The 24,900-nt window shown below is 74.9% G+C and carries 25 protein-coding genes; 17 read left to right on the top strand and 8 right to left on the bottom strand.

Annotation, left to right across the window (positions count from 1 at the left end; all coding sequences use genetic code 11):
* Positions 1–233: 233 nt before the first annotated feature.
* The gene (locus AC1UE5_RS18675) at positions 234–1,889 is read right to left on the bottom strand and encodes a hypothetical protein (RefSeq protein ID WP_482926290.1); all 1,656 of its coding nucleotides are present in this window, start codon (positions 1,887–1,889) and stop codon (positions 234–236) included.
* Between the two features lie 135 nt (positions 1,890–2,024).
* Between AC1UE5_RS18675 and AC1UE5_RS18670 the strand changes: the two genes are divergently transcribed.
* Positions 2,025–3,290, top strand: a complete 1,266-nt coding sequence (locus AC1UE5_RS18670) for a hypothetical protein (protein WP_482926288.1) — start codon at positions 2,025–2,027, stop codon at positions 3,288–3,290.
* 60 nt (positions 3,291–3,350) lie between these two features.
* Here AC1UE5_RS18670 and AC1UE5_RS18665 read toward each other — a convergent pair whose 3' ends face one another.
* Both AC1UE5_RS18665 and AC1UE5_RS18660 read right to left on the bottom strand, forming a co-directional pair.
* Positions 3,351–3,776, bottom strand: a complete 426-nt coding sequence (locus AC1UE5_RS18665) for a YciI family protein (RefSeq protein WP_482926287.1) — start codon at positions 3,774–3,776, stop codon at positions 3,351–3,353.
* Between the two features lie 107 nt (positions 3,777–3,883).
* Positions 3,884–5,515, bottom strand: a complete 1,632-nt coding sequence (locus tag AC1UE5_RS18660) for a serine/threonine-protein kinase (RefSeq protein WP_482926285.1) — start codon at positions 5,513–5,515, stop codon at positions 3,884–3,886.
* 54 nt (positions 5,516–5,569) lie between these two features.
* On the opposite strand from AC1UE5_RS18660, the gene rpmB reads away from it, so the two are divergent.
* From rpmB to AC1UE5_RS18625, 7 genes are all read left to right on the top strand, one after another.
* On the top strand, positions 5,570–5,761 hold the full coding sequence (gene rpmB / locus AC1UE5_RS18655) for a 50S ribosomal protein L28 (protein ID WP_482926283.1): 192 nt from the start codon (positions 5,570–5,572) through the stop codon (positions 5,759–5,761).
* 21 nt (positions 5,762–5,782) lie between these two features.
* The gene (locus AC1UE5_RS18650) at positions 5,783–7,456 is read left to right on the top strand and encodes a DAK2 domain-containing protein (RefSeq protein ID WP_482926281.1); all 1,674 of its coding nucleotides are present in this window, start codon (positions 5,783–5,785) and stop codon (positions 7,454–7,456) included.
* Between the two features lie 46 nt (positions 7,457–7,502).
* On the top strand, positions 7,503–9,587 hold the full coding sequence (gene recG, locus AC1UE5_RS18645; protein ID WP_482926279.1) for an ATP-dependent DNA helicase RecG: 2,085 nt from the start codon (positions 7,503–7,505) through the stop codon (positions 9,585–9,587).
* Positions 9,584–10,135 (top strand): 16S rRNA (guanine(966)-N(2))-methyltransferase RsmD, encoded by a 552-nt coding sequence (gene rsmD / locus AC1UE5_RS18640; protein ID WP_482926277.1) that lies wholly within the window; start codon positions 9,584–9,586, stop codon positions 10,133–10,135. The genes recG and rsmD overlap by 4 nt, the downstream gene beginning before the upstream one ends.
* A complete protein-coding gene (gene coaD / locus AC1UE5_RS18635; RefSeq protein WP_482926275.1) occupies positions 10,132–10,641 on the top strand; it encodes a pantetheine-phosphate adenylyltransferase in 510 nt (169 codons plus the stop codon). The genes rsmD and coaD overlap by 4 nt, the downstream gene beginning before the upstream one ends.
* Before the next feature lie 7 nt (positions 10,642–10,648).
* Complete coding sequence (locus AC1UE5_RS18630; protein ID WP_482926273.1) at positions 10,649–11,113, top strand: ATPase; 465 nt, start codon at positions 10,649–10,651, stop codon at positions 11,111–11,113.
* 74 nt (positions 11,114–11,187) lie between these two features.
* Positions 11,188–13,182 (top strand): TolB family protein, encoded by a 1,995-nt coding sequence (locus AC1UE5_RS18625; protein WP_482926271.1) that lies wholly within the window; start codon positions 11,188–11,190, stop codon positions 13,180–13,182.
* A gap of 7 nt (positions 13,183–13,189) precedes the next feature.
* Here the strand turns inward: AC1UE5_RS18625 and AC1UE5_RS18620 are convergent, their stop codons facing one another.
* The 3 genes from AC1UE5_RS18620 to AC1UE5_RS18610 are packed head-to-tail and all read right to left on the bottom strand — an operon-like array spanning position 13,190 to position 15,811.
* The gene (locus AC1UE5_RS18620; RefSeq protein WP_482926269.1) at positions 13,190–13,696 is read right to left on the bottom strand and encodes a hypothetical protein; all 507 of its coding nucleotides are present in this window, start codon (positions 13,694–13,696) and stop codon (positions 13,190–13,192) included.
* Positions 13,697–13,706: 10 nt separating this feature from the next.
* Positions 13,707–15,044, bottom strand: a complete 1,338-nt coding sequence (locus AC1UE5_RS18615) for a sensor histidine kinase (RefSeq protein WP_482926267.1) — start codon at positions 15,042–15,044, stop codon at positions 13,707–13,709.
* A 41-nt stretch (positions 15,045–15,085) separates the two neighbouring features.
* Entirely contained in the window at positions 15,086–15,811 is a 726-nt protein-coding gene (locus AC1UE5_RS18610) for a response regulator transcription factor (RefSeq protein WP_482926265.1), read from the bottom strand.
* A gap of 27 nt (positions 15,812–15,838) precedes the next feature.
* On the opposite strand from AC1UE5_RS18610, the gene AC1UE5_RS18605 reads away from it, so the two are divergent.
* The 8 genes from AC1UE5_RS18605 to AC1UE5_RS18570 are packed head-to-tail and all read left to right on the top strand — an operon-like array spanning position 15,839 to position 22,218.
* Complete coding sequence (locus AC1UE5_RS18605) at positions 15,839–16,528, top strand: hypothetical protein (protein ID WP_482926263.1); 690 nt, start codon at positions 15,839–15,841, stop codon at positions 16,526–16,528.
* Positions 16,521–16,979: a hypothetical protein gene (locus AC1UE5_RS18600; RefSeq protein ID WP_482926261.1), complete on the top strand. Its 459-nt coding sequence runs from the start codon at positions 16,521–16,523 to the stop codon at positions 16,977–16,979. The genes AC1UE5_RS18605 and AC1UE5_RS18600 overlap by 8 nt, the downstream gene beginning before the upstream one ends.
* Complete coding sequence (locus AC1UE5_RS18595) at positions 16,976–17,836, top strand: FAD:protein FMN transferase (protein ID WP_482926259.1); 861 nt, start codon at positions 16,976–16,978, stop codon at positions 17,834–17,836. The genes AC1UE5_RS18600 and AC1UE5_RS18595 overlap by 4 nt, the downstream gene beginning before the upstream one ends.
* The gene (locus AC1UE5_RS18590) at positions 17,833–18,426 is read left to right on the top strand and encodes a hypothetical protein (protein ID WP_482926257.1); all 594 of its coding nucleotides are present in this window, start codon (positions 17,833–17,835) and stop codon (positions 18,424–18,426) included. Before AC1UE5_RS18595 ends, AC1UE5_RS18590 begins: the two co-directional genes overlap by 4 nt.
* A gap of 23 nt (positions 18,427–18,449) precedes the next feature.
* Entirely contained in the window at positions 18,450–18,812 is a 363-nt protein-coding gene (locus AC1UE5_RS18585; RefSeq protein ID WP_482926255.1) for a YciI family protein, read from the top strand.
* A complete protein-coding gene (locus AC1UE5_RS18580; RefSeq protein WP_482926404.1) occupies positions 18,809–20,011 on the top strand; it encodes an RNA polymerase sigma factor in 1,203 nt (400 codons plus the stop codon). Before AC1UE5_RS18585 ends, AC1UE5_RS18580 begins: the two co-directional genes overlap by 4 nt.
* A 30-nt stretch (positions 20,012–20,041) precedes the next feature.
* The gene (locus AC1UE5_RS18575; protein ID WP_482926253.1) at positions 20,042–21,106 is read left to right on the top strand and encodes a WD40 repeat domain-containing protein; all 1,065 of its coding nucleotides are present in this window, start codon (positions 20,042–20,044) and stop codon (positions 21,104–21,106) included.
* Positions 21,103–22,218 (top strand): WD40 repeat domain-containing protein, encoded by a 1,116-nt coding sequence (locus AC1UE5_RS18570; protein ID WP_482926251.1) that lies wholly within the window; start codon positions 21,103–21,105, stop codon positions 22,216–22,218. The genes AC1UE5_RS18575 and AC1UE5_RS18570 overlap by 4 nt, the downstream gene beginning before the upstream one ends.
* Positions 22,219–22,230: 12 nt before the next feature.
* Here AC1UE5_RS18570 and AC1UE5_RS18565 read toward each other — a convergent pair whose 3' ends face one another.
* Together AC1UE5_RS18565 and AC1UE5_RS18560 are read right to left on the bottom strand one after the other, a co-directional pair.
* Positions 22,231–22,518, bottom strand: a complete 288-nt coding sequence (locus AC1UE5_RS18565; protein WP_482926249.1) for an acylphosphatase — start codon at positions 22,516–22,518, stop codon at positions 22,231–22,233.
* Between the two features lie 109 nt (positions 22,519–22,627).
* Positions 22,628–23,920 (bottom strand): DUF2130 domain-containing protein, encoded by a 1,293-nt coding sequence (locus tag AC1UE5_RS18560; protein ID WP_482926247.1) that lies wholly within the window; start codon positions 23,918–23,920, stop codon positions 22,628–22,630.
* A 57-nt stretch (positions 23,921–23,977) separates the two neighbouring features.
* Between AC1UE5_RS18560 and AC1UE5_RS18555 the strand changes: the two genes are divergently transcribed.
* Positions 23,978–24,895 carry a hypothetical protein gene (locus tag AC1UE5_RS18555; protein WP_482926245.1) on the top strand — a complete coding sequence of 306 codons (918 nt, stop codon included), beginning with the start codon at positions 23,978–23,980 and terminating at the stop codon, positions 24,893–24,895.
* The last annotated feature ends 5 nt before the right edge of the window (positions 24,896–24,900 follow it).

Genomic DNA, 24,900 nt, shown 5'->3' with positions numbered 1-24,900 from the left:
CCGTCCAGCCGCGCCGAGCGCCCGCCCACCGCCCCGGCCACGGACCCGCCCCCGGACGCGTCGCTCCCTGCCGGCCCGCGCCGCTCCCGCCCGGCCCGCGCCACTTGCGTGTGGCCACCGCTCGCGGTGTGGCACTACCGGCCGGTGCGGTCGCGCGGACGCAGACAGCGTGCGCGCTCGTCGCGCGCCATCGTTCCGCGGCGCGCACTGCTGGATGACCTGTTCGGAGGCGGCTACTGACTCTGAGCACCCTCGGGTTCCACGAGCCCGGCCAGCTCGAGCACATGCGTTGGCGCGCCGGGTCGGTGATCACGGAAGGCACGAACGAGCTCTTCGACCAGCTGGCGCGCCTCGCCGTCGAGGCTCTCAGCGGCAGCTGCTGCAGCGGGATCACCAGCGGCAGCCCAACCAGCGATCTTGCCGAGGGCGATCGGGTCGCGGCCGCTCGGCACGTTGAGCAACGTCGGGTCGAACTCGCCGAAGATCACGAGGCGGCGGTACTGCGCCCAAGCCCCAAACGCCTCGACCACCGCAGAGCCGGCACCACCGTCGCTATTGATACCACTGCGTTGGGCCAGTGCAGCACCCACGAGCGAGTGCACGTCCCACACAAAGTTGACCAGCGTCTCCGGCTGGTCGAGGTCGTCGATGCGTCCCTTCGACAGCCAGATGCCCGACGCACTTGCCATCGTTCCCGCGCCTTCCGGACCACCTGACGGAAGCCCGAGGTGCACGGCGAGCGACGCGTTCGGATCCTGCCACTCCAGAGCATCGACCACAACGTTCGCAAGGAGATGCCGGACGTCACCGAACGCGTTGTCGATCTTGAGCCGCGGGTCGAGGTGGGCGTTGGGGGTGCGCCGCGGCAGCCGGTGCGGCTCCGGGGTCTCCGGCGGAGGGATCGCTTCCCGATGCCAGACGGATTCGCCCGGGCCCATGAGTCGAGCAACGGCGTCATCGAACGGGTCGGCGAACCCCGCCGGATTGTCGGAGGCCGGCCACCACCCGCCCGGGAGTTTCGTTTCACGACGGATGAGTGCCCGGACGATCGCTTCCATCTCATAGAACGCCATCCGCAGCCGGTCGTCGCTGTCGAGTCCGTGATGCTGGATCCTGCCGCGCAGATCGATGAGCCGGCCAACGCTGATCGGCAGCCCTGAAGGGTTCAGGCCACTCTCATCCAGAGCGGCCTCGATCTCCTTCTTGGATGGGCTTCGGTGTTTGCTGAAGCACTCCGCCGCCACCCAGAGCATCGCGTAGGCATCCGCAGTGGGACCTTCGAGCGCTGCGCGACGGTACAGGCGGGCTGCACGCGCCACGTTGGAATGCTCCGACAGCGATGCGTGCCGCAGCTGGTCGATCGCGGCGCGATCCGCGGTGGTCACGTCGAACGGCAGGTACGTGCGTACCGACCCTCGCATGTCGACGGCGCCGACGAATGCGCCCCCGTCGAGGAGCACCGCATCCTCGAACAGTTCCTCTCCGGCTATTCGCTCGTCAAGGACCGACGCGAGAAGGCCAGCGGCTGCGAGGACCCGTCCACGCCAACCGAGGAACGCCGTCTCGAGGTCTTCCGGCACGGGAGCTCGCCGCAGGGAGAAGAGGGCGATGAGCTGTCCGGCCCCGACGTCGTTGCGGCGCATCACCTTGTCGAACACCACCGGAAGCTGGTGACGCTGTCGAAGCTCGGTCTGTTGGGCTCGCACGGGTCCGTGGACGAACTCGACCGTGACGTCGTCGATCGTCGTCGTGTCCGGAAGGCCTGGGACGGCTATCGCCTTGAACGCGAGGCGATAGACGATCTCGTCCGCCGAACCAACCTCCTCTGCACGGTCGCGGGCATCGCGCGGAGTTTCCGCCAGCGGGGGCAGCAGATTGTCAACGGGCATCCCGTGATCGTGTCAAGTGATAAGGGCGGAACGGTCTCGCTTCCCGGGCCGTGGCCGGGACCAGGGCCACCCCCGGGCGAGCACGTTGGTGGTTCCGCCGATGTGGGGCGCGCGCGCCGCGCCTAGCGTCGCCGCATGCTCCTCAGACGGACCCTCATGGCGGGGGCGGCGGCTGCCGTCCTCGCGCTTCCAGCGGCCGCGCAGGCCGACTCGATCGTGTACATCCAGGGCGGCGACGTCTGGTCGATGCGGCCGGACGGCAGCGGCAAGGTGCAGATCACCACGGGTGGGAACTGGCACTCGCCGACGCAGGCTGACGACGGGCGGATCGCCGCCGTGCAGGGCACCGGGCCGATCAAGGTCATGGCGCCCGACGGGCGGCCGCTGCACGACATCGTCACGACCGGCGCGCCCTCGTCGAACGGCGGCACGTTCGGCGCCGCGCCGGTCGCGCTCTCGTTCACCCCCGACGGCTCGCGGATCGCGTACTCGTACATCCAGAGCCCGTGCCCGGTCGCGCCGTGGTCGTGCAACACGACCTCGCAGTCGACGTTCTACACCGACAACGTGCCGGGCAACGCGACGCCGCAGGCGACGTGGGGGAACCAGTTCGGCGTCAGCGACCCCGAGTGGATCACGAACGACCGGGCGCTGGTCTTCGGCGGCTCGGGCTCGCAGGTCAGCATCGACGACCTCGGCGGCGGCGACTACTCGTACAAGACCTGGATGAAGCCGTCCGCCGACCAGGGCGACGGCGAGCTGTCGCGCGACATGAAGCGCCTGGTGACGACGTTCTTCTACGGCAAGGACACCGTGCTGGCGATGTTCGCCGTCAAGGGCGACCCGCGGACGCCCGGCGCCGTGCCGCCGCAGCCGGACGTCATCTGCTCCTCCGGCGCCGACGAGAACATCGCCGATCCGTCGTGGTCGCCCGATGCGAACAGCCTCGCGTTCCAGGCCAGCTCGGGCATCGAGGTCTTCCACTTCACCGGGGGCTACACCGCCCCTGACTGCGGCGGCGGGGTCACGTCGGTCGAGATCGCGCCCGGCGGCCGCTCGCCCGACTGGGGCCCGGCCGACCCGCCGGCCGTGGCATGGCGCCCGCCGGGCCAGCAGCCGCAGCCCGGCCCGGGTCCCGCACCGCAGCCCCAGCCGCAGCCCGAGCCCGGCCCGAAGCCGCGCACGGGCGACGGCGGCAAGGGCACGGCCAAGCGCTGCACGGTGCCCAAGCTCAAGCGCGGCATCGCGCTGAAGACCGCGCAGAAGCAGCTCAAGGCCGCCGGCTGCACGGTGAAGGTGCGGAAGGCGCGCTCCAAGGCCGTCAGGAAGGGGCGCCTCGTGAAGGTCTCCGCCAAGGCGGGGAGCCGCGCGACCTCGGTCACGATCACGGTCGCGAAGTAGCCGGAGCGGGGAGCGCGCGCGGGCCGGTCGATCCCGCCCGCGCGCCGACCCCGCCCGGCGCTACTGCTGCTGCTCCCCGAGCCGCTCGCGCCGCTCGGCCATCGCCTCGCGCAGCTCCGGGGTGAGCTCGTCGCTGAAGTCCGCGACCTCGGCGACCTGGCGGATCTCGATCTGCGACTCGCCGCCCCCGGGGTTCGGGCAGCGCTTGACCCACTCGATCGCTTCGTCCATCGAGCGGACGTCCCACAGCCAGAAGCCCGCGACGAGCTCCTTGCTCTCCGTGAACGGGCCGTCGACGACGCGACGCTCGGCGCCGTCGAACAGGACGCGGTGCCCCTTCTCGCTCGGGAGCAGCCCCTCGCCGGCCAGCATGATGCCGGCGTTCACCAGCTCCTCGTTGTACCTGCCCATCGCCTCGAACATCTCGGTGTCGGGCGCCTGTCCCTCGTTGGCGGGGATGGACTGGACGATGACCATGACGCGCATGTGGAGTTCCTCCTCCGGGTCGGTAGATGCGTTCTACCGGTGCTTCGAACGGGCCGGATCGTTTTCGACACGACCTTCCGGAGCGCGCGTTGTTGGCGCGTCGGCGCTCAGCTCTTGCCGGCGGCCTTGCGCGCGTCCTTGAGCGCCTTCCGCACGACCTCGGGCCGGTCGTCGGGGCTGACCTGCAGGCGCCGCTCGAACAGCTCGATCGCCTCCGCGGGCCGCCCGGTCGCCGCGTACGCGGTGCCGAGGTTGAAGAGCGCGTAGCCGTAGCCCGTGGGATCGGCGCCGTCGCCCTGCGCCTCGAAGCCCCGCACGGCCTGCTCGAGGAGCGGCACGGCCTCCGCGGCGCGGCCCTGCTGGATCAGCTGGTAGCCCTGCGCGTCGAGCTGCGACGGCGACTCGGCGCTCTCGCTGTCCGGGCCCGGGCCCTCCTCGGGCTCGTTGTCCTCCACGGCCCCGCCCTGCTCCTGCGGCGTCTCCTCGGCGGCCGCCGGCGGAGCCTCCTCGGTGGCGGGCGGCGTCGTGGCCTGCGGCTGCTCCTCCTGCGTGGCCGCCGGCTCCTCCTGCTGGCGCTCCTGCGTCTGCGCGCGCTGCGGCGTCGACGAGGGGTCGTCGTCGCCGCCTACGAGGGAGAACACGGCGAACGCCGCCGCCGCGCCGGCGAGCGCCGCCAGGAGCGTCAGGAGGACCTTGCGGCCGTTGCCGCCGCCGCGGCCCTGCTGGTCGCGCGGGGGAGGCGGGGGCGGGAGGTCGGACGCGCCGCGGCCGCGGCCACCAGCGGCGCCCGCGGGCACCCCGGCGGGCGGGGTCGGCGTCAGGCGGCGCGGCGGCGTGGCGGTCGGCTGGGAGGTCGTGGGGGAGCGCGGGACCGCGCGCGTGACGTCGGTCGGCGCCTCCAGCGGCGCGCCCACGCGGCGCGCGACCGCGCCGAGCTCCTCCACGAAGCGCGACGCGGTGAAGTAGCGGTCGTCGGGCTCCTTGGCCATCGCGCGGCGCAGCACGGCGTCGACCTCCTCGCCCAGCCCGGTCGACGGGACCTCGTCCTCGACGTGCTGGCGGGCCTGCGCGGGGACGGTCTCGCCCTGGAAGGGCCGGCGGCCGGTGAGCAGCTCGTACGCGACGACGGCGAGCGCGTAGCGGTCGGACGCCGCGGTCGCCTGCTTGCCCAGGGCCTGCTCGGGCGACAGGTACGCGGCGGTCCCGAGCACCTGGCCCGCCTGCGTCAGGCCCACGTCGTCGGCGGCGCGCGCGATGCCGAAGTCGCCGACCGCGAGCCGGTCGCGCTCGTCGAGCAGCAGGTTGGCGGGCTTGACGTCGCGGTGGACGATGCCCTCGGCGTGCGCGTGGTCGAGCGCGCTGGCCGCCTGCTCGAGCCACTGCGCCGCCGTCGAGCGCGCCACCGGGCGTCCACTGCCCGACGCGCGCAGGCGGTCGGCGACGGTGCCGCCCGTGAGCAGCTCCATGACGATGAACGGCGTGCCCTCGTGCTCGCCGACGTCGTAGATCGTCACGACGTTCGGGTGGTCGCTCACCTTGGCGGCGGTGCGCGCCTCGCGCTCGAACCGCGCGCGGGCGCTGACGTCCGCGGCGACGTGCCCGGCCAGCACCTTGACCGCCACGAGACGGCCGAGGATGGAATCCTCGGCCGACCACACGGAGGCCATGCCTCCGTTGGCGACGTGCCGGACGACGCGGTAGCGCCCCGGCAGCTGGATGCGAGCAGCGTCGAGCGACATTCGGATCCGCGTACCCCGGAGACCCGCAGGCTATCGGCTATCCTGCTCCGCCTCATGGCCAAGGTCTGTCACGTCTGCCGCAAGGGCCCGTCCTTCGGGAACTCCCGCAGCCACTCGATGGTTGCGACCAAGCGGCGCTTCAACCCCAACCTCCAGAAGGTGCGGATCGTCGAGAACGGCGCGCCCAAGCGCGCCTACGTCTGCACCCGCTGCCTCAAGGCCGGCAAGGTCACCAAGGCGCTCTAGCCGGCGGCCTTCTTCCAGGCCGTGGCGTACGACACCAACCTCAGCCGCTTCCGGGCGGTCGTTGCTGCTGCGCTCGCGCACCTGGAGGCCCGCCGCCAAGAGGTCAACGACCTCAACGTGTTCCCCGTCGCCGACGGGGACACGGGCGACAACATGGCGCTCACGCTCCGCGCGGTCCTGGCGGAGCTGGATCGCCTTGTCGCCGAGCAGGAGCAGCAGGAGCGCACGCTCGACGAGATCGGCCGCGAGCAGATCGTCGAGGCCGTCGCGCGCGCCGCGCTGCTCGGCGCCCGCGGCAACAGCGGCGTCATCCTCAGCCAGTTCATCCGCGGCGCGGCCGAGGAGCTCGCCAGCCGCCCCGGCGAGCTGGTCGATCCCGCGCTGGTCGGCTCCGCGATGGCGCGCTCGGTCGACCGTGCCTACGCGTCCGTGCGCAACCCGGCCGAGGGGACGATCCTCACCGTCGCCCGCGCGATGGCGCACCAGGTCGCGACCGAGCTGGCCCACGGCTCGACCGCGCGGCTGGAGCCCGGCGCCCCCGACGACGTGCAGGACGCGACGCTCGCGTCCGTGCTGGAGCGCGCGCTCGACGCGGGCCAGGACGCCGTCCGCAAGACGCCCGAGCAGCTCGAGGCGCTGCGCGAGGCCGGCGTCGTCGACTCGGGCGGCTACGCGCTCACGATCATCTTCGCCGGCGTCATCGCCGCGCTGCGGGGCACCGACGCGCCCGAGGTCGAGCGCCACAGCGCGCCCGCGCGGATCACGCAGCCCGAGCACTCGTCCGAGACCTACCGCTACTGCACGAACTTCGCGGTCACCGGCCAGGAGCTGGACCTCAACCACTGGCGCGAGGAGCTGGAGAAGCTCGGCGACTCGCTGCTCGTGGTGGGCGACGAGCACACGCTGAAGGTCCATGTCCACACCGACGACCCGGAGGCCGCGACCGGCCTGTTCGCCGGTGTGGGGGAGGTCTCGCACCTCGACGTCGCCGACATGCACGCGCAGGTCGTCGAGCGGGCCGAGCGCCTGTCGAGCAACGGCGACGGCGACGGCCACGCCGAGATGGTGCGGTGCGGCGTCCTCGTGGTGTCCAACGGCGCGGGCATGCGGACGCTGTTCGAGTCGCTCGGCGCGGCGGTGGTCGACGGCGGCCCGACGCTCAACCCGTCCACGTACGAGCTGCTCGCCGGCATCCACGAGGTGCCCGCGCAGGAGGTCGTCGTGCTGCCGAACTCCTCGAACGTGATCATGGCCGCCGAGCGCGCCGCGGAGCTGTCGGAGAAGACGGTCCACGTCGTCCCGACCAAGTCGCAGCAGGCCGGCCTGACGGCCGCCATCGCGCTCGACCCGGGCCGCCCGGCCGCCGAGGTCGCCGCCGCGATGGAGGAGGCGATCGTCGAGCTGCGCATCGGCTCGGTCGCCCCGGCCGCACGCGACGACGTGCACGGCCGCTTCACGGTCGGCGACGCGGTCGGCTTCGTCGACGACGAGATCGTCGCGTGGGGCGAGCCGCGCACGACGCTCGAGACGGTCCTCGGCTCGCTCGCGCGCGACGCCGAGCTGCTCACCTGCATCTCCGGCGACGGCGCGCCCGTGCCCGACGCCGACATCGAGGCGATGGCCCCGGACGGCGTCGAGCTCGAGGTCCGCCAGGGCGGCCAGCCCGCCTACTGGTGGCTGCTGGCCGCCGAATAGCGCTCGCCGGTCCGGAGCGATCCGAGGTCCGCGGCAGAATGGAGGGGTGCCGCCGACCGAGTTCGCGTCGTCCGCGCCGCTCGACGTCGAGGCGGCGCCCGTCCGCCTGCCGCGCCCCTCGCGCCTGCGGGAGGAGCTGAAGATCAAGCCGCCGACCGCGGCGGAGGCCGCCGCGTCGATCGGGCTGGAGACGGTCGAGGACCTGCTCTTCCACCTGCCGCGGGCCAGCGGCGAGGCGCGCGAGATCGCCGAGCTCGTCCCCGAGGACACCGCGACCGTCCTGGTCGAGGTCCGTAACATCACGTCGCGTCCGGTGCGGCGGCGGGGGATGAAGCCGCTCGTGGAGGCGACGGTGAGCGATGCGACGGGCGTGATGAAGGCGACGTTCTTCAACCAGCCGTGGCTCGAGCGCGCCTACCGGCCCGGCACGCGGCTCATGCTCCAGGGCAAGTACCAGGGCCGCAACCGGTTCCGCGTCAACGCCCACGCGCCGACGCAGGCCGTCACGGCCGCCGGCTCCGACGTCGCCACGTACGCGGCGACGAAGGGCATCACGAGCACGCAGATCGCCGCGCTGATCCACGAGCACCGGGACGCGATCGCCGACGTGCCCGATCCGCTGCCGGCGGCGATCCGCGTGGCCGAGGGGCTGCCGTCGATCCGCGACGCGCTCGCCGCCGCGCACTTCGGCGACGCGGAGCGGGGCCGGCGGCGGCTCGCGTTCGACGAGCTGCTGCTCGACCAGATCGTCCAGCTGCGGCTGCGGGAGGAGCGGCGGGCGCACGTCGCCGCCACGCCGCTCGCCGAGCCCCGCACGCTCACCCAGCAGTGGCTCGACGGCCAGCTCCCGTTCCCGCCCACCGGCGACCAGGCGCGCGCGTTCGACGAGGTCGACACCGACCTCGCGCGCGAGCGGCCGATGCAGCGGCTGCTGATGGGCGAGGTCGGCTCGGGCAAGACGGTCGTGGCGCTGTACGCGATGCTGCGCGCGGTCGAGCACGGGACGCAGGCGGCGCTGATGGCGCCGACCGAGACGCTCGCCGAGCAGCACTTCGCGACGATCCAGAAGCTGATGCCCGGCGGGCTCGTGCCGGCGGCGCTCCTCACGGGCTCGACCACGACCGCGCGGCGGCGGGACGTCCTCAGCAAGCTGGCGAGCGGGGAGCTGTCGCTCGTCGTCGGCACCCACGCGCTGATCGAGCCCGACATCGCGTTCGCGCACCTGTCGCTCGTGGTGGTCGACGAGCAGCACCGGTTCGGGGTCCGCCAGCGGGCCGCGCTGGACGCGAAGGCGCCGGCCGGCCAGGGCCCGCACGTGCTGCACATGACCGCGACGCCGATCCCGCGCACGCTGCGGCTCACGTCGTTCGGAGCGCTCGACGTGACGACGCTCAAGGAGCTCCCGCGCGGGCGCCAGCCGATCGACACCCACGTCGTCTCGACCGAGGCCGCGCGGGTGCGGGCCTACGAGCGCATCCGGGAGGAGCTGCGCGCCGGCCGCCAGGCGTTCGTCGTCTGCCCGCTGGTCGAGGACTCGGAGGCGATCAGCGCCCGCGCCGCGACGGCCGAGTACGAGCGGCTCAAGGCGACCGAGTTCGCGGACTTCGAGGTCGTGCTGATGCACGGCCAGATGAAGCCCAAGGAGAAGCAGGAGGCGATGGAGCGGTTCGCGGCGCGCGAGGCCGACGTGCTCGTCGCGACGACCGTGATCGAGGTCGGCATCGACGTCCCGAACGCGACGGTGATGCTCGTCGAGGACGCCGACCGCTACGGCATCTCCCAGCTCCACCAGCTCCGTGGCCGCGTCGGGCGGGGCGAGCACGCGTCGCTCTGCCTGCTGTTCGGGCCCAAGGAGTCCAAGCGGCTGCAGGCGCTGCACCAGTTCAGCGACGGCTTCAAGCTCGCCGAGATCGACCTGGAGCTGCGCGGCGAGGGGGAGCTGACCGGCACGCGCCAGAGCGGCCTGGCCCGCTTCCGCTTCGCGCTGCTGCCCGACGACGCGGAGATCCTGGGGCATGCCCGCGCCCGTGCGGAGGACCTCCTCGCCACCGATCCGGAGCTCTCCTCGCCCGAGAACGCCCTCATCGGCGCGGCCCTCGCGGAGCGCGAGGGCGAGCCGGTCGCGGCATGAGGATCGTCGCGGGCGAGCACCGGGGCCGGCGGATCGAGGCGCCGCCCGGGTCGTCGACGCGGCCCACCTCCGACCGCGTGCGCGAGGCGCTGTTCTCGATCCTCGCCGGCGGCGCGACCCTCGCCGGCGAGCGCGTCCTCGACCTCTACGCGGGCTCGGGCGCGCTCGGGCTGGAGGCGCTCTCGCGCGGCGCCGCGGCCGCGGACTTCGTCGAGAGCGACCCCGCCGCGGCACGGGCGATCAAGGCCAACATCGCGGCCCTCCGGCTCCCTCCGGAGCGTGCGCGGCTGCACCGCGCGGACGTGCTCCGGACGCTGCAGGACGCACGGAAGCGGGGCGCGACGTACTCTCTCGTGCTCGCGGACCCTCCATACCGGCTGGCGCCGGAGCTGGGGGAGCCGCTGTCCATGGCCTTGAAGCCGGTGCTGGCGCCGGGTGCGCGCGTCGTCACCGAGAGCGATCGGCGCGCACCCCTGTCCCTCTCCCTGCCTCAGATCGACGAGCGCCGCTACGGCGACACCCTGATCCGCATCCACTCCACTCCATGAGCCACGAGAAGCGCAAGTGCCTGGTGCCGGGCTCCTACGACCCGATCACCAACGGCCACGTCGACATCATCGCGCGGGCGTCCGAGCTGTTCGACGAGGTCATCGTGGCCGTCGTCAACCAGTCGGTGCGCAAGTCGCGGACGCTGTTCAGCGCCGAGGAGCGCATCGCGTTCATCGAGCGCGCCACCAACCACCTCGGCAACGTCACGGTGGAGCCGTTCGACGTGCTGGTGGTCGAGTTCGCCCGTCGCGTGGGGGCCCGTTCGATCGTCAAGGGCCTGCGCGCGATCAGCGACTTCGAGTACGAGATGGAGATGAACCAGCTCAACCGCCGCGAGGCTCCTGACGTCGACACCCTCTACTTGATGACGTCGCCCCAGTACTCTTTCCTCAGCTCGAGCGGTGTCAAGGAGCTCGCGACGTTCGGAGGGCACATCGACGACCTCGTCCCAGACGGGATCGCGGAGCGCCTGAAGGAAGAGCTCGGCCGACAGCGAACCAGGTAGCGCACCCATGGACGTCCTCGTTCTCATCGACAAGCTCGACGACCTCGTCCACAACGCGAAGTCGGTCCCCATGACCGACCAGGTGCGTGTGGACAAGGAGGAGATCTACGACATCCTCGACCAGATGCGCGCCACGATCCCTGAGGAGATCAAGCAGGCGCGCTGGATCGTCAAGGAGCGTCAGGAGATGCTCGCCGAAGCCAAGCGCGAGGCTGAGCGGATCGTCAAGGAGGCGCGCGAGCGCCAGACCAGGCTGGTCTCCGAGCAGGAGATCACCAAGCAGGCCGAGCGTGCGGCGGAGGACATCATCGAGGATGCCCGCGCCCGCGAGCGGGAGATCCGGCTCGGCGCGGAGGACTACGCCGACGAGATCCTCAACACGCTCGAGGTCAACCTCACGAAGTTCATCGCGGCCGTCCAGCGCGGGCGCGAGCGCCTGCAGGGCAAGGACGAGCCGGTCGAAGCCGCGTAGCGGCGCGCCTCTGCGCGCCGCCGTTCGCCGCGCGCGGTTGCGCGGCGCCGCCCCGCGCGGATAGCGTCGCGCGGGTGCGCTCGCTCGCAGGGGTCTTCGTGGTCGTGCTGGTGCTCGTCGTCGCCGCTCCGGCCGCGGCGCAGGACTCCGGCGCGCCGCCCGGGGCGCTGCCGCACTGGATCCCGAACGACGACTGGGTCTACGAGCACTGGCTGCCGTACGACGAGACGCGGCTGTACGCGCTGCTCGGGACGGATCGGGGCGGCGTGTGGCGGTTCCTGCGCGACGACGCGGCGCACAAGCTCTCGCAGCTCGCCGCGCGGCGCGGCATGTCGTCGGCCGAGCTCGCGGACCGGCTCGTCGCTCCGCGCCGGTCGTCCGTGTCGCGCGCCCGGTGGGAGCAGCTGCGGGAGCGGGCCTACCGGATCGTCACGCAGGGCCACCTGTCGCAGCACATCCACTTCCACTCGCTGCACCAGCGCTCGATCCAGTACGCGGCGCGGTCGGTGTTCGGCGTGTCGCCGCGGGAGTTCCGTGACCTGCGGGTGGCGGAGATGTCGCCGCTGGAGATCGGGCGGATGCACGGGCGCAGCGCGGTGACGATCCGCCGGCGTGCCGCTCGGGCGCTGCGGCGGACGGCTTCGCGCGCGGTGAGCGGCGGCGCGATGACGCGGGCGCAGGGGCGGCGGCTGCTGCGGCGGCAGCTCGCGCAGCTCCCGCGCTGGCTCGGGCAGCGCCGCAACAACGGGCCGCCGCGGACGAGCGCGGCGGGGACGCCGGTGCTGCCGGTCGCCGACTGGGCCAACCACCCGTCGATCTCGGACGACGGGACGCGGGTGGCGTTCGACCAGTACCGGTCGACGATCCCGGAGGCACGGAAGCTGGGGGAGATCCGGGTGCTCGTCGCGTCGGTGCCCGTCGGCGCGCCGTCGTTGTCCGTGTCGCTGCTCGAGGCCTCCCACGCGGCCGGCGTGATCGCGGGCAAGCCGCGCTCGGGCTACCACGCCGCGATCGCCGCGGACGGCCGCAGCGTCGCGTACGAGCTCGCGGACGGGAACATGAACTACGCCAAGCGCTACGGCGACATGCGCGTTGGCCTGCGCGACCTCGCGGCCGGGGCGTCGCTGACCGTGTCGCGGGCGCGGGGCGTCGACGGCAAGGCGTCGCGCAGCGCGTACAACCCGACGGTGTCGGGCGACGGCCGCCTGATCGCCCACGAGGCGACCGAGGCCGACGGGTCGACCGCGCTGTGGCTGGTCGACCGGGCGAGCGGCGCGCGGACGCTGGTGGGCCGCGGGAGCGCGGGCGCGATCTACGAGCCGCGCCTCTCAGCCGACGGCCGCGTGCTCGCGTTCTCCGCCGCCGACGCGGGGACGGACGGGCGGACGCTGGTGTTCGTCCGCGATGTCGCCTCCGGCCGCACGACGCTGGTGTCCCGCGGCGCGGGCCCCTCCGCGCCCTCGGCCGACGACGACGCCTACCAGCCGTCGGTCAGCGCGGATGGCCGCTACGTCGCGTTCACCTCCGCCGCCACGAACCTCGCAGCCCGCGCCTCCTCGGGCGCCGCCGCCGCGGCCCCGCGCGCTGCCTCCTCGTCGCGGGTGTGGGTGCGGGACCTCGTCGCCGGCACCACCACGCCCGTCCGGCTGCCGGTCGCGGGTGGCGCGGCGTTCGATCCCTCGATCTCCGCCGACGGCCGGTACGTGGCCTTCGCGGTGCGGCCGGGGAGGGACGCGTCGCGCGGGACGGTGTGGCTGGCGGATCGGGTCGCGGGGACGACGACGCTGGTGAGCCGGCGCACCGGTGCCGGCGGCGCGGCTGCGGACGGGCTGTCGGACGAGCCGGCGGTCTCGGCCGACGGCACGCGCGTCGCGTTCACCTCCACCGCCGCGAACCTCGACCCGCGCAAGCCGCGCGGCCTGACCGGCGTCTTCCTGCGCGACCTCCGCGCCGGGACCACGACGCTGCTCTCCACGCACGCGGAGCGCAAGGCGCCGCCGGTCGCGAAGGGGAGCCGCGCCCGCGCCGCCGCTGCCCCTGCCGCGCTCCTCTGCGCGCTCGACGCGTGACGGCGCGCTAGTCGTCGTCTTCGTCGCCGCCGCGGCCCCGCCCGCGACCGCGACCCCGGCCGGAGTCGTCGTCGCCGCCGGAGTCGTCGCTGCCGGAGGAGTCGTCGTCGCCCGAGCCGCTGCCGGACGAGTCGTCGCCGTCGTCGTCCGAGGCGCCGCCGCTGCCCGAGGTGCCGCCGCCGCTCGTCCCGCTGCCGCTGGTGCCGCCGCTCGCGCCGCCGCCGCTGCTCGACCCGCCACCCGCGCTCGCGCCGCTGCCGCGCTCGTCGTCGCCGCGCGACGCGGACCCGCTCCTCCCGCCGTCGCGGGTGGTGGGGGTCGTGCGGGTGCGGGCTGTCGTCCGCGTCGCGGCCGCGCTCGTCGTCCCCGCAGGCGCGAGCTCCTGCCCGGCGGTGAGCGGCTCGGAGTCGAGCCCGATGTCGTCGGGCGTCAGCGACGACGCGGCCATCGTCACCCCGACGGCGACCGCGATGCCGGCCACGGCGACCAGCGCGAGCGTCACGAACCTGCGCATGGCTCGCAGCCTAGGCCCGGGGCGGCAAAGGGTCGGCAAAGTCGGCGGGGAGCCGCACGCGGGCGAGCGTGCCGTGGCCGTCCGCCCGCCGCTCCAGCGTCACGTCGCCGCCCCAGCGCCGGACGAGCTCGCGCGCGATCGGGAGCCCCAGCCCGGTCCCGGCAGGCCCGCGACGCCCCGCGCTGCCGCGGTGGAACCGCTCGAACACCGCCTCCTCCTCGCCCGCGGCGATGCCCGGCCCGTCGTCCGCGACGTCGATGCCGCCGCCGTGCGCGGTCACGGCGACGGTCGTGCCCGGCGGCGTGTAGTGCAGCGCGTTCTCCACCAGCGCGTCGAGGACGCGGTCGACGTCCGCTCGCGCCGCGAACGTCGTGCCCGCGCCGCCGCTGACCACGCACTGGCCGCGCTCCTGCGCCGTCCGCTCCCACCGCGTCCCGGCCCGCGCGGCGGCGTCGCCGAGGTCGACGCGCTCGCCTGGCAGCTCCCGCTCGCCGGCGCGGCTCAGCTCGAGCAGCTCCCCGACCATCTGCGCGAGCCGGTCCAGCTCCTTCTGCGCGGCGGCCAGCTCCTCGAGCGCGGACGGGTCGTCGATGTCGGCCTCGGCCGCCTCGAACCGCAGCCGCAGGCCCGCCAGCGGCGTGCGGAGCTGGTGCGACGCGTCGGCGACGAACTGGCGCTGGGAGTCGAGCAGCCGCCCGAGCCGCTCGGTCATCTCGTTGAACGTGCGGGCCAGCGACTGCTGCTCGGCCGAGCCCTCGACCTTCGCGCGCACCGTCAGGTCGCCCTCGGCCACCTTGCGCGCCGCCGCGTCGAGCCGCCGCACGGGCCGTGCGACCTGCCCCGCGAGGACCCAGCCGACACCGAGCCCGAGCGCCACGACGAGCAGCCCGATCGCCCCGAGCCCGAGCCAGCGCCGCCGGACCGCGCGGTCGACCGCGTCCATCGACTGCGTCACGCGGACCGCGCCGGCGGGCCGCCCGTCGTCGAGGATCGGCACCGCCGTCGCCAGCAGGTTCTCGCCGAGCGTGTCGGACTGGCGCTCGAGCTGCTCGGCGCGGCCGGTCAGCGCGGCGCGGATCTCGGGCCGGGTGCGGTACGCGCGGCCCGCCGGCTCCCCTTCGGAGTCGGCGAGCAGCAGCCCGCCAGCATCGACGATGAGCACGCGGCCACGCACGCTGCCGGCGGTGCGGTCGACGAGCGTCTGCAGGCGCGCGCGGTCGTCGAGCAGCTCGGACGCGGTGGCCGCGATGACGTCGGCCTGCGCCCGGGCCTCGGAGCGCACCTCGGCGTCGACGCGGCTCGACAGCGTCGAGGCGAGCGGGACGCCGAGGGCGACGACCGCCAGCACGAGGACGTAGGCGAGCGCGAGGAGAAGGCGGGTGCGGAGGGCTACGGCGCCTGCTCCTCAGGCGCGGTGAACCGGAAGCCGACGCCGCGGACCGTGTGGATGTACCGCGGGGCCGCGGGGTCGTCGCCGAGCTTGCGGCGCAGCCAGCCCATGTGGACGTCGAGGGTCTTCGTCGAGCCGAACCAGTTCTCGTCCCACACGCGGCTCATCAGGTCCTCCCGCCGCACGACGCGCCCGGCGTGGCGGACGAGCTCGGCGAGCAGGTCGAACTCCTTGCGGCTGAGCTCGAGCTCCGTGCCCGCGAGGTGCGCGCGGCGGGCGCCGAGGTCGAGCTCGAGGTCGTGGACGCGCAGCGGCTCGGCGGCGGCGGGCGGCGGCGCCGGGTCGTCGCGGCGGCCGGTGCGGCGCAGGACCGCGCGGATGCGCGCGACGACCTCCGCGGCCGAGAACGGCTTGACCACGTAGTCGTCGGCGCCGAGCTCGAGCCCCACGATGCGATCGGTCTCCGTCCCACGGGCGGTGACCATGATCACCGGGATGTCGGACTCCGAGCGGATCGTCCGGCACACGTCGCGCCCGTCGCCGTCGGGCAGGGCGAGGTCGAGCAGGACCAGGTCGGGGTGCGAGTCGCGGGCGCGGTCGAGCGCCTCGGCAGCGGTGCCGGCCAGGATGGGGTCGAACCCCTCGCGCCTGAGGATCTTCGCGAAGGGCTCGGCGATCGAGCGTTCGTCCTCGACGAGCAGGATGCGCAGCGGGGCGGTAGGCATGACGTGCGCGCGACTGTACCCGGGCAGATGTCACGGAAGACACCGGCTTTGCCAAGGCTTTGCCTCAGGTTGCCGGAGCGTTTGTCACGGCCTGTCGATGGTGGCGACATGAGCTTCTCGCGCACCCACATCGCCACCGCCGTGACGCTGCTGGCGCTCGGCGCCCTCGCCGCCGTCGCGCTCGCGTCGCGGTCCGATCCCGAGCCCGTCGCGGCCACCTCCGGCGCAGCGTCAGCCGCGACCGCGCCGCCCGCGGAGGTGCGGACCGAGGTCGTCCGCCGCACCCGCACGGTCGACGTTCCCGCGGGAACGTCGAGTACCCCAGCGCCCGCGCCGGCGGCGGCAGCCGTGGCGCCCGCGCCCGCCGCGGCGGGCGACGACGACGGCACGGCGGACCAGGGCCCCGGCGACCGGCCGGCGACGCCCGTCATGGCCACCGCCTCGCGCGGCGACGACGATCGCGGCAGGGACGACGACGACGGAGGTGACGACCGCGGCCGGGGCAGGGGTGGCGATGACGATGGAGATGACGACCGTGGCCGGGGTCGGGGCGGTGACGACGACGGTGGTGACGATCGTGGGCGCGGGGGCGACGACGACGGTGGTTCGTCGGGGAGCGGCGGCGATGACTTCGACGACGACTCCTCGGGCGGCGGCGACGACGACAGCGGGCGCGGCCGGGGTCGCGGGCGCGGGCGCGGTGGCGACGATGACTGACGCCGCCCCGGCACCTCCGCGGCGCAAGGGGCCGCCGAAGCGGCCCGGGCCGCTGGCGGTGTTCGCGACGAGCGCCGGGACGTTCTGCGTCGCGCTCGCGTTCCTCGCCGGGCAGGTGCGGAGCGGGGCGGACCCCGCGATCGGCGCGGAGGAGGCCGCTGCGCCGGAGCCGGTCGCCGCCGCCGTCCCGCCGCGGCAGGTCGTCGTGCGGCGGATCGTGGAGACCCGCGTCGTGAGGCGGCGCGCGGCGGCCGGTGCCACGACGGCGGTCGGCGGTGGTGGTGGCAGCGCGACCGGTGGTGGTGGGGCGGCTCCAGCCCCAGCTCCAGCTCCAGCACCAGCACCCGCGCCCGCCCCGGCAGCCGCGCCCGCTCCTGCACCCGCACCCGCCCCGGCAGCCGCGCCCGCTCCTGCACCCGCGCCCGCCCCCGTCGTCTCCCGCGCCTCGTGACGCTCACCGACCACACCTTCCACGCGCTCGGCACCACCGTCCGCGTCCTCGTCGACGCGCCCGACGGCGCCGCGCGCGCCCACGCGACCGAGGAGCTCGTCCGCGACTACGACGCGCGGCTCAGCCGGTTCCGCCCCGACTCGGAGCTGTCACGGCTCAACGCCGACCCGCGCGCCGAGGTCCCCGCCGGCGCGCTCCTGCGCGACGCCGTCGCGACCGCGCTCGACGCCGCGCACGCGAGCGGCGGCCTCGTCGACCCCACCCTGCTCGACGCCCTCGAGCGCGCCGGCTACGTGCGGTCGTGGCGGGAGGAGGACCGACCGCGCACCGGCGCGCCCACCGCCCGACGGCGCCCGGCCCGGCCCCACCCGCAGGCGCGGTGGCGGCAGATCGAGGTCACCGCGACGACCATCCGCCGCCCGCCTGGGCTGCGGCTCGACCTCGGCGGCACCGGCAAGGGCCACGTCGCCGACCTCGCCGCGACGCGGATCCTCGACGGGGCCCGCCGCTACGTCATCGACGCCGGCGGCGACGTCCGGGTCGGCGGCACGCACGGCACGCAGGTCGTGGAGGTCGAGGGCACCGGCCGGAGCGTCGAGATCACCGAAGGCGCCGTGGCGACGTCGGCGATCACCCGCCGCACCTGGCGGCGGGCCGACGGCACCGCCGCGCACCACCTGCTCGACCCCGCGACCGGCGAGCCCGCGCACACCGGCATCGTGCAGGCGACCGCGACGGGCCGCACCACGGTCGAGGCGGAGACGCGCGCGAAGATGGCGCTGCTCTCAGCGAAGGCGACGGCGACGGGCGGCGGGCTCATCCTCCTCACCGAGGCCGGCGAGGTGCTCGCGGCATGACCGGTCCCGAGCCCCTCGAGTACGGCTGGTGGCTGGCCTCCCGCGCCGCCGGCCTCACCGCGCTCCTCTGCATCACCGTCGCGGTCGGGATCGGTCTCGCGCTCGGCGGCAAGGTCGCACGCCGTCCCGGCTGGCCCCGGGTCCTGCTCGCCACGCACGAGCACGCCGCGCTCGCCGGCCTCGTCGCCACCGCCGCCCACGGCGTGCTCCTGCTCGGGGACGGCTGGCTGAAGCCGAGCCTCGGCGACATCGCGCTCCCGTTCACCTCGACCTACCAGCCGGTCTTCGTCGGGCTCGGCGTCGTCGGCGGCTACCTCGGCGCGCTGCTCGGGCTCACGTTCCACGTCCGCAAGCGCATCGGCCCCAAGCGCTGGCGCCAGGCGCACAAGGCGACGATCCTCGTCTACGTCCTCAGCGTCGCCCACACGCTCGGCGCCGGAACCGACGCGCAGCAGCCGTGGCTCCAGCTCGTCCTCCTCGTCACCGGCGCGCCGATCCTGTTCCTGTTCCTCATGCGCGTCCTGCCGCGCGACGGAGTTGGCGCGAAGACGGTCGTCGATCCCGCGGCACCCCGTTCGACATCGTCCTGACCGTTCGCGACGATGGAGGACACATGAAGTACCTGCTGATGCTGACGCAGAGCCCGGAGTTCGAGGCCGAGTGGGAGGCGAAGGACGACGCCGCGAAGGGCGCGGTCCTCGCGGAGTTCGAGCGGTTCGACGCCGAGGCGAAGGCCCGCGGGGTCGAGATCCTCGGCGGCAACGAGCTCGCCCTCAGCCACACCGCGACGACCGTGCGGCGTGAGGAGGGCTCGGACGACCTGCTCGTCACCGACGGCCCGTACGCGGAGATCGCCGAGTACCTGGGCGGCTACTACGAGATCGAGGCGCGGGACCTCGACCACGTCCTGGAGGTCGTGCGCTTCCTGCCCGCCGGGACGGTCGAGATCCGGCCGATCGTGGAGTACGCCGGCTGAGCGTCGAGGCCGCCTTCCGCGCGCACACGCCGCGGCTCCTCGCGCTGCTGGCCGGGGAGCTGCGGTCGCTCGACCTCGCGGAGGAGGCGCTCCAGGACGCGCACGTCGAGGCGCTCGCGCAGTGGCCGGCGCGCGGGACGCCGGAGAACCCCGCGGGCTGGCTGCTGACCGTGGCCCGCCGGCGGGCGCGCGACCGGCTGCGCCGGGAGGCGACCGCGGCGCGCAAGCTCCCGCTGCTGATCGTGGACGAGCCCGACGAGGAGGCCGAGCCGGTGGATGGCGAGCTGATCCCGGACGAGCGCCTGCGGATGATCCTCACCGCGTGCCACCCGGCGCTCGCGCTGGAGTCGCGGGTCGCGCTGACGCTCCGCTACGCGGCGGGCCTCGCCACCGCCGAGATCGCGCGGCTCTTCCACGTCGCCGAGCCGGCGATGGCCGCGCGCTTGACCCGTGCCAAGCAGAAGATCGCGCGCGCCGGCATCCCGTACCGCGTGCCCGACGCGGCCGCGCTGCCCGGGCGCCTGACCGCCGCCCGCGCGGTCGTCTACCTCGTCTTCACCGAGGGCCACGCGCCGACCCGCGGCGACGCGGTCGTCCGCGCCGAGCTGTGCGACGAGGCCGTCCGCCTCGCGCGCGTGCTGCACGAGCTGCTGCCCGACGACGCGGAGACCACGGCGCTGCTGGCGCTCCTCCTGCTCACCCACGCGCGGACGCCCGCGCGCACCCGGCCGGACGGCAGCGGGCCGGTGCTGCTCGCCGACCAGGACCGCGCGCGCTGGGACGCGGCGCGGCTGGAGGAGGGGCGGGCGCTGCTCGCGCGCGGCGGCGTGGGCGACGGCCCGTACGCGCTCCAGGCCCACATCGCCGCCGAGCACGACGCGCCCGGCGGCCCGGACTGGCACCGCGTCGCGACGCTCTACGCCGCGCTGGAGGAGCGCACGCCCACGCCCGCGGTGCGGATCAACCGCGCGGTCGCGGTAGCGGAGGCCGAGGGCGCGGAGCGCGGCCTCGCGCTGCTCGCGGCGAGCGGCGGCGCGGCGCGGAGGCTGGCCGGCTTCCACGTGGCGGAGGCCGAGCTGCTGGCCCGCGCCGGCCGCCGCACCGAAGCCGAAGCGGCGCTCGAACGTGCTGCGGGGATGACCGCGAACACCGCGGTCCGCGCGCACCTCGAGCGGCGCCGCACCGAACTTCGGCGGTAGATCTCGCGCGAACGGGGCATGCTGCCCGGCATGCGCCTCCGCGTCGCGCTCACCGCCCTGCTCGCCACCGCCGCGACCGCCGCCCCGGCGGAAGCCGCCCGCTCCACCGCCACGCTCGAGCTCGCGCCGCTCGACGGCGGCGCGCGCACGCTCGTGACGCGCACCCCCAACGCCGCCAACGCCTTCGGAGAGCCCGTGTGGTCGGCGGACGGGCGGACGATCGCGCTCGTGGGGGAGAGCCGCACCGCGGCGGCCGACCGCGACGACATCGTCCCGCACCTCCTGCGCTTCCCCGCCGTCAGCGGCGCGCCGGAGACCGCGACGCCGCTCACGACCGGCTACGCCGCCCAGCTCAGCCCCGACGGCGCGACGCTCGCGGAGCTGACCGACACCGGCCTGGCGAGCGGGCGCGGCGGCATGGTCTTCCGCGACGTCGCCACCGGCGCCGTCCGCGCGACGGTCCCGCAGTGGGCGGAGGGCGACGACCTGTACGAGGAGGAGCCGTACGTCTGCTGGTCGCCGGACGGCCGGCGCGCGGCGCTCGCGGTGGCCGAGCGGCGCGCCGACGCCGTCCACGTGATCGACCTGCCCACAGGCCGCACGCTCGTCCGGCGCCCTGCCAGGCGCGGGATCCCGGCCGGGCCGCGCTGCTTCGCCCCCGACAGCCACCGACTGCTGCTCGCCACCGGCCGCCGCCTCGTCGTCGTGGACGCCGAGACCGGCGGCGCGCGCACGCTGCCGTCGTGGGGCCGGTTCCCCGGTGAGGTGGCCTGGAGCCCCGACGGACGCCGCATCGCGATCGGCGAGGGCGGCTCGCTCGCACTCGTCGACGCCGTCACCGGCTGGGGTCCGAGCCACCCGGTCGGCGGGACGGCGGGCCTGACGTGGTCGCCCGACGGGACCGCGCTCGCGATGCTCACCGGCGGCGGCGACGACTCGACTGGCGATGACGGGCCGGTCGCGCTGGTCGTCGTCGCAGCGGACCGGCCCGGGGAGCCCCACGCGCTCGTCCGCCCGCGCCACAGCGACCTCGGGGCGTTCGCGTGGTCGCCCGACGGGACGCGGATCGCGTTCACGACCTGGAGCGCGCGGTGAGCCTGCTCAGCCGCGCCCTCGCCGCCGCGCTCGCCGCGCTCGCCACGGCGGCCGCGTCAGGGCCCGCCGCTCACGCTGACGCACGCATCGAGGTCGTCCCCGCCGACGGCACGCCGCGGACCGTCCTCGTCCAGGCCGGCGGCGAGCACACGCAGCTGACGCAGCTCGGCTGGGCGGCCGACGGCTCCAGCATCACGTACGTGCGCGAGAGCCTGTACGGCGGACCCGCGGCCGCGCTCTTCCGCCGCCCGCTCGGCGGCGGCCCGGCCCAGCGCTTGCGCACGATCGGCGGCGCCGGCCAGGGCCTGGCGAGCCCCGACGCACGGCTGGTCGCCGAGGAGGCGTACGTGACGAGCACGCGGCGCGTGCGGCCGATCGTGATCCGCGAGGTCGCGACCGGCGCCGTCCGCGCCCGCATCCGGCCGCTCGGGCGCCCGCACGACAGCTCGATCGTGATCGGCGACGGCGGCCCGTTCTGCTGGTCGCCGGACGGGCGCCTCCTCACGGTCTCCGAGTCGCTGGACGAGGGCGACGTCGACGTGACGCGCGTGTTCGTGGCTCGCACCGGCCGGCTCGTGCGCACGATCCGTGGCGACGGCCGCCTCGCCCGCGAGGCGTGCTTCGCGCCGGACGGCCGCCTCACGCTCTCATCCGGCCTTGACGTCCCCACAGCGGCGCGGCTCGTGGAGCTGGGCACCGGGCGCGCGACGGCGGTCCCGACCCACGGCCGGCCCGTCCACGGCCCGCTGGCGTGGTCGCCCGACGGCGCGCGGCTGGCCTACGGGAGCGCCGAGGGCGTGGCCGTCGTGGACACCGCGACGGGCCACGGGCCGACGCTGCCGGTCACGCCCACCGGGCTGCGCGACCGGGACGCCGCCTACGGCCTCCGCGCCCTCGCGTGGTCGCCCGACGGCCGCACGCTCGCGTACGCGTACGGCGGCTCGGGCCTGCTGGACGCCGACGAGGGGCCGCGCGCGATCCTCGCCACCATGCCCGCCGACGGCAGCGGCCCGCCGCGGGAGCTCGTCCGCGCGAGCGCCGGCACGGAGATCACCGGGCTCGCGTGGTCGCCCGACGGCACGCGCCTCGCGCTCGCCAGCGCCGGCCGTTAGCCAGGTCGGCGGCTAGCGCACCTCGAAGCCCCGGCACCCGGCGACGCGCTCCTCGTCGACCGCGAGCCGCTCCACCGACGCTCGCTCCGGCCCGTGCCCCGCCCACGCGACGAGCGCCTCGACCGCGCGCGCCGGCCCTTCCAGCCACGCCTCGACCGTGCCGTCATCGGCGTTGCGCACCCACCCGGCGACCCCGAGCCGCTCGGCCTCCTGCCGCATCGAGTCACGGAAGAACACGCCCTGCACGCGGCCGTGGACGACGACGCGCCGGGCGATCGGGTGGGGGAGATCGGTGGCCATGCCGACAGCCTGCCACGGCAGGTCCCCTAGACGAACGCGGGTCGGCTGTCGCGGCCCCGTCGGCGTGCCGCTCGCCGTCTGAGCGAACGGTCGTCGGCGCCCGGCGCCGTCAGGCGTCGGGCCCGTCCGCGGCGCGCAGCAGCGCGTCGATCTCCGCGAGGTGGCCGCGCACGCTGACCGCCATCGTGTCGAGGATCCCTCTCGCGGCCTCGATGCCGGTGGTCGCGTGGGTGAGCTGCTGCTTGACGCGGCGGACGTCCTCCATCGCGCCGACCGCCCGCTCCACCTCGCCGCGGACCGCGTCGAGATCGAGCTCGCCGTCGGCGCCCTTGGTCATCAGCACGCGGGCGCGGGCGAGCGAGTACGCGACCTCGAGCGCCAGGTGCGTGTCGTCCTCGGGATCGAAGACGACGAAGAGCTTGTCGCCGTTGAACTCGCGCAGCTGGTTCGTCCGCGCTGGCAGCTTCTCGTCCGACGGCACCACGAACACGCCGTAGTCGGCGCCGCGCGCGGCCATCGCCTCGTCCAGCTCGGCCAGCGCGCGCTTCTTGGGCAGCTGCGAGTTCTTGGCCTCGAAGACGATGCGCCCGCGGGCCGGGCCCGCGCAGGCGTCGATGGCGACGACGACGTCGCCCTTCTTGCCGCCGACGCCGGGGAGGTCGCCGACCGCGTCGCAGTCGTCGCCCTGGCCGTGCGCGATGGCGTCGATCGCCTCGAACACCGACTCCTCGTAGGTGCGGCCCTTCGCCGTCCCGCGCTCGGCCTCCGCCGCGACGTCCTCCAGCCGCTGCTTCTCGGCCTTCAGCGCCGCGACCTCCAGCCGCATCGCCTCCAGGCGCTCGTTCATCGCGCGCAGGTGCTCGCCCTGCTGGTCGGCGTTCGTCTTCATCGCCGCCAGCGTCGCCCGCTGGATCGCGACGATCGGGTTGTCGGCCGTGTCGGAGGTGAGCGTCTTGCGCATCTCCTCGCGCATCTGGCCCGAGACCTCCACGAGCACCTCGCGGACACGGTGCTGCACCGCGGTCGACGACTCGTCCCCGAAGTGCCGCGCCAGCGCGCGCGACACGTGCCCGTGCTCCGGCCCGAACGCCTCGTCGACCTTGGCGTCGAGCCGCTCCGCGACCTTGCGCGCGCGCTCGACGAAGTCCCGGTCGAGCTCCCGCGCGGCGCGCTCGAACTCCGCGCGCACGAACTCGGCCTGCTGGCCGGTCTCCTCGCGGGCGAGGACGCGGCCGCCGATCTCGATCATCTGCCGGATGAGCCCGTCGACGGGCTCGCCGCGGCGCTCGCGCTCGTGCACCAGGGCCACGACCGTCTCGTCGTCGACCCGCAGGCCGTCGACCAGCAGCTCGCCGTTGAACGTGCGGCACCTGGAGAAGGGAAGGGTGGTTGCAGCCTCCATGACGTCGCAACGCACCGTAGGGTGCGGTCCTGACGGAATGAGGGACACCCTGCACCCATGAGCGTTCTCGCCGCCGCACTGGACGACGGCATCGCCGCGCCCGCCCGCCTGCGCGACCTCCTCGCGCAGGAGCTCCAGCGCGGCGAGGCCGAGCTGGCGAAGAAGCGCTCGGGCTACGACGAGCCGGTCGTCGTCGCCTTCGGCGCGCGCGCGGGAAACGGTGCGCTGACCGCCGCGCTCCCGGTCCCCACGACGTTCCGCGCCGACGCCGCGGTCGTGGAGGAGCGCGCGTGGCGCGTGGTTGCCGGCACGGTCGGCGCGCTGCAGCAGGCCTGCGAGCTGCCGCCGCCCGGCGCCGCCGGCCAGCTCGCGCTCCTGGCCGGCGACCTCGGCGGCCAGCTCACGCTCACGCTCCAGGCGCCCGGCGACCCCGAGCTGGCCCAGCTCGCCTTCGAGGAGGCGCTCGACGGCGTCGACCGGCTGCGCGCCTGCGCGGTCCCGCTCCCCGACGAGCTGCTCGACCCCGCCGACGACAAGCCGCCGATCGGCGCCACGCACCCGCTGCGCGTCGCCGAGGCCGTCGCGCGGCTGGGCGGCGACCCGGCCGCGCCCGACGACGACACCGAGGAGCTCGTGCTCGCGCTGCTCGAGCCGCAGGGCGCCGCGACGCGGCCCCACGACGACCCCGATCCCGCCAAGCGCGTCGCCCGCCGCATCCTCCAGCGGCTCGACGGGATGGGGAAGTGGGGCGGATATCACACGGACTTCGCGCACCTCGCGCGTGGCTTCGCGGGGAACGACCGCCACCTCGCGGACGCCGTCGGGGAGGCGCTGCTGGAGGCCGAGCTGCTCGCCGAGAAGCCGTCCGTCGGCCAGCGCCACGTGTTCCTCAACCCCCGCAAGGCGGGCGAGATCCGCCGATTGATCGAGGACGGCGAGGTGCCTGCGGCGCTGAAGTTGCCCGCCAAGTGGTAAGACCC

The organism is Parviterribacter multiflagellatus, from assembly GCF_056863265.1.
This window is presented reverse-complemented; position numbering and strand designations above follow the sequence as displayed.

Bases quoted from the DNA above. Each gene is read 5' to 3' on its own strand.
- AC1UE5_RS18675 (WP_482926290.1), bottom strand. From the start codon at position 1,889: ATGCCCGTTGACAATCTGCTGCCCCCGCTGGCGGAAACTCCGCGCGAT.
- AC1UE5_RS18670 (WP_482926288.1), top strand. From the start codon at position 2,025: ATGCTCCTCAGACGGACCCTCATGGCGGGGGCGGCGGCTGCCGTCCTC.
- AC1UE5_RS18665 (WP_482926287.1), bottom strand. From the start codon at position 3,776: ATGCGCGTCATGGTCATCGTCCAGTCCATCCCCGCCAACGAGGGACAG.
- AC1UE5_RS18660 (WP_482926285.1), bottom strand. From the start codon at position 5,515: ATGTCGCTCGACGCTGCTCGCATCCAGCTGCCGGGGCGCTACCGCGTC.
- rpmB (WP_482926283.1), top strand. From the start codon at position 5,570: ATGGCCAAGGTCTGTCACGTCTGCCGCAAGGGCCCGTCCTTCGGGAAC.
- rsmD (WP_482926277.1), top strand. From the start codon at position 9,584: ATGAGGATCGTCGCGGGCGAGCACCGGGGCCGGCGGATCGAGGCGCCG.
- coaD (WP_482926275.1), top strand. From the start codon at position 10,132: ATGAGCCACGAGAAGCGCAAGTGCCTGGTGCCGGGCTCCTACGACCCG.
- AC1UE5_RS18630 (WP_482926273.1), top strand. From the start codon at position 10,649: ATGGACGTCCTCGTTCTCATCGACAAGCTCGACGACCTCGTCCACAAC.
- AC1UE5_RS18620 (WP_482926269.1), bottom strand. From the start codon at position 13,696: ATGCGCAGGTTCGTGACGCTCGCGCTGGTCGCCGTGGCCGGCATCGCG.
- AC1UE5_RS18610 (WP_482926265.1), bottom strand. From the start codon at position 15,811: ATGCCTACCGCCCCGCTGCGCATCCTGCTCGTCGAGGACGAACGCTCG.
- AC1UE5_RS18605 (WP_482926263.1), top strand. From the start codon at position 15,839: ATGTCACGGAAGACACCGGCTTTGCCAAGGCTTTGCCTCAGGTTGCCG.
- AC1UE5_RS18600 (WP_482926261.1), top strand. From the start codon at position 16,521: ATGACTGACGCCGCCCCGGCACCTCCGCGGCGCAAGGGGCCGCCGAAG.
- AC1UE5_RS18590 (WP_482926257.1), top strand. From the start codon at position 17,833: ATGACCGGTCCCGAGCCCCTCGAGTACGGCTGGTGGCTGGCCTCCCGC.
- AC1UE5_RS18585 (WP_482926255.1), top strand. From the start codon at position 18,450: ATGAAGTACCTGCTGATGCTGACGCAGAGCCCGGAGTTCGAGGCCGAG.
- AC1UE5_RS18575 (WP_482926253.1), top strand. From the start codon at position 20,042: ATGCGCCTCCGCGTCGCGCTCACCGCCCTGCTCGCCACCGCCGCGACC.
- AC1UE5_RS18565 (WP_482926249.1), bottom strand. From the start codon at position 22,518: ATGGCCACCGATCTCCCCCACCCGATCGCCCGGCGCGTCGTCGTCCAC.
- AC1UE5_RS18560 (WP_482926247.1), bottom strand. From the start codon at position 23,920: ATGGAGGCTGCAACCACCCTTCCCTTCTCCAGGTGCCGCACGTTCAAC.
- AC1UE5_RS18555 (WP_482926245.1), top strand. From the start codon at position 23,978: ATGAGCGTTCTCGCCGCCGCACTGGACGACGGCATCGCCGCGCCCGCC.